At 45.0% G+C, this 2,939-nt stretch carries 2 protein-coding genes and 1 pseudogene; all 3 read right to left on the bottom strand.

Annotated elements, in window-relative coordinates; all coding sequences use genetic code 11:
- Positions 1–66 precede the first annotated feature (66 nt).
- Positions 67–756: pseudogene (locus EGD97_RS12130) on the bottom strand (ParB N-terminal domain-containing protein); the annotation flags it as partial.
- A gap of 5 nt (positions 757–761) precedes the next feature.
- Complete coding sequence (locus tag EGD97_RS12125; protein WP_127837550.1) at positions 762–2,060, bottom strand: site-specific DNA-methyltransferase; 1,299 nt, start codon at positions 2,058–2,060, stop codon at positions 762–764.
- Positions 2,061–2,216: 156 nt separating this feature from the next.
- On the bottom strand, positions 2,217–2,768 hold the full coding sequence (locus EGD97_RS12115) for a P27 family phage terminase small subunit (protein WP_014256694.1): 552 nt from the start codon (positions 2,766–2,768) through the stop codon (positions 2,217–2,219).
- Between the last annotated feature and the right edge of the window lie 171 nt (positions 2,769–2,939).

The following is a 2,939-nucleotide window of genomic DNA, read 5'->3' as shown; positions in this document are numbered from 1 at the left end:
AATTCATGTACAAAATTGTACATTTTTATTTTCCACTTTTTGTGCATTTTTATTTTATCATTTACAAGCGCCGAATTCTTCGGTGCTCATATTGTCATTTAGAATTTGTCTTGGCTTCCAGCTTGGATGCCTGGTATCTGAACCGTAATCAACATTCCATGGTGGGTCGGTGAAAACAAATCTCGCCTTTTGTCCGTTCATCAGCTTTTGCACATCTGAAAGCATGGTGCTATCACCGCACATCAGACGGTGGCTGCCAAGTACCCATATGTCGCCCTTTTTGGTAACCGGAATTTTAATCTCTGCAATTGCCTTTTCTGTATCGAAATTATCCTCTTTGACATTAGCGGCTGTTTTATCATGGAACAACTCATCAATTTCCGCAGCATCAAACCCGGTAAGAGAAACGTCAAAACCATCTTCATTTAAATCCATAAGCAGATCGGTCAAAAGCGGAATATCAAACTCACCACTGATTTTATTCAGCGCGACATTGAGTGCCTTTTCCCGCTGTTCATCCAAATCAACTACAACACAGTCGATCTCCTTATACCCCAAAGCTGTAAGTACTTTATACCGCTGATGTCCGCCGACAATATTCCCGGTGCGTTTATTCCATATGACCGGCTCTACATATCCAAACTCTTCAATAGACCGACGTAATTTTTCATATTCAGGGTCACCAGGCTTTAAATCTTTCCGCGGATTATATTTAGATGGTTTTAGTTTTTCTGTTGGTATTTTCAGTATATTCATAAATCTTAACCCTCCAGTTTGACGGCTTTTTCACCGGTGAATTCCTCCCAGCGCTTAACAGCTAAATCACAGTAAACAGGGGATAACTCCATTGCGTAGCATTTACGCTCGGTCTGTTCAGCCGCAATTATAGTAGTTCCGCTACCAGAGAACGGCTCAAGCACAATACCGCCTTTGTCGCTGTGCATTTTGATGCACCGCCATGGAAGCTCCACAGGGAACATTGCAGGATGCTCCTTGTTTGCCCGGACAGTGGTCATCTCCCATATCCCAGCATAGCCCCATTTCTTGCGTTCTTCCTTTGTAAGCCGTTTCACAAATTTATAACTGTGTCCCGCAAAGGCTGAAAGCCATACATATTCCTGATCGTTATATTCCTCAACTTCTCCTTTATTGCTGAAGGCTGAAATATACTCATATTGCTGAACCGGCTTGTTTGAAACAAGATGATAAGGTCCTACGCCGAAATTTTGCCCTTGTTTCTTCCAAATGCGGATCCAGATAGGGCGGTAACCGTTGTCCAAGAACATATTCACGCTGTAAACACTGGTGGGTTCAATAAACTGAGAGCCGGTGGCATAGAGATCACCTAAGTTCCAGCAGACAATATCTGCATACCTGCACAGGTTTCTAATCACTGGGCGTACTGTCTCGAACCATGGTTCAATCCCGGCCTTTTCATATTCTTTGCCTACCCCATATGGAGGGGAAGTCACTGCCATCTGTGCGTGACCCCCGTCCATGAGCTTTGCGAAGTCAGCCTCGCTCGTAGAGTCACCACACATCAAACGGTGGTTTCCGAGAAGCCAGATATCACCCCGCTTTGTTACCGGCTCGCGCTGCATGATTTCCTCATGCGCTTTGTCTATGTCAAAGCTGTCCTGCACCGCTTCTTTGGAATACCATCGGTTAAGTAGTTCGTCAATTTCAGAAGCGTCAAATCCTGTGAGCGAAACATCAAAGGCACCTGCGTCCAGCTCAGCCATCAACTCTGCCAGTTTATTCTCGTCCCACTCCCCCTGAATCTTGTTGAGGGCAAGATTAAGCGCTTTTTCCCTCTGCGGGTCAAGATCCACTACGACGCAGTCTATCTCGGTCTGTCCCAAGTCCAGCAAAACCTTTAAGCGTTGATGCCCGCCTACCACATTACCTGTTTTTTGGTTCCAGATAACAGGCTCCACATAGCCAAATTCCTCTATTGACCGTTTTAGCTTTTCATATTCCTTATCGCCAGGTTTTAAATCCTTGCGCGGGTTGTATGCTGCTGGATTAAGTTTTTCAACAGATATTTTTTGTATGTTCATACTGCATTCTCCTGTTCAATATTTTCTTAAGACCCTTTTTTGCGCCCTCACAATCTCCGTTTATTACTTGTCCCCGCAGAGTCTTAAACTGCTGCTTCGTTAAATGGTCTTTATATTTTCTTAGTTCCCTAAGAAAGATTGAATTTGTTTTATGCATCAGCCACCCCTCCTGGCTGTCAGTAGTTTTTCCATAACATCATCGTGAGGAGTAGCCCCCTTGTATTCGGTAGCACAGTTTTCCCGCACGACTTGATAAATTTGATACCACAGGTTATTGGCCTGTTTCATAAAGCTTTGACTCATAGCCACATAAGGTGACGGGATGGCATTGCCAGTCGTCGGATGCTTAGCAAGAAAGCCAAATTCAGTGATACATTCCTCGCACTGGATCCACCGCGCCACACTCTGGGCATATTGCTCTATAAGCTGCGCAGGGATAAGGTGAACACACCTGCGTTCCTTAAGCCACTGCCATGTTTTTTCGTATATTTCCACCGCCAGTGTTGTTTTTCCGTTCTTCTGCTTTGCAGCAAGATAATCCCTCGGTGGCGGCATGCTCTCTCCTTCCAGTTCCGCAACATCCGTAAACTCCATTACCATGAGCTTTCGTCTGCCGGGGTTTCCTTCCAAAATCTTATCCGCCAGAGGCTTTTTCTTCTGTCCTGCACCGATACGTGCCCCGCCGCGGTTGGTACCGTCCTTTGCCATACACATCACCTCGATTCATGTAAAAATAAACAGGGGATATACCCCGTTTGAAACTGCGATTTTTCGCGCGTGACCCCCCGCCCGTTGCACAAAACTGCTTCACCTATTAATGTCAAGATTATTTTGTACGATTGTGCCAATATTTTTATGTACAATTGTGCTAAGTATCTT

The sequence above is a fragment of the Clostridium prolinivorans genome, assembly GCF_004011155.1.
Classification (GTDB): domain Bacteria; phylum Bacillota; class Clostridia; order Clostridiales; family Clostridiaceae; genus Clostridium_AT; species Clostridium_AT prolinivorans.
The sequence above is the reverse complement of the archived record's forward strand: the minus strand, read 5'-3'. Positions and strand labels throughout refer to the sequence as shown.

Excerpts from the sequence above, each read along its gene's own strand:
- EGD97_RS12125 (WP_127837550.1), bottom strand. The coding sequence starts at position 2,060 with ATGAACATACAAAAAATATCTGTTGAAAAACTTAATCCAGCAGCATAC.
- EGD97_RS12115 (WP_014256694.1), bottom strand. The coding sequence starts at position 2,768 with ATGGCAAAGGACGGTACCAACCGCGGCGGGGCACGTATCGGTGCAGGA.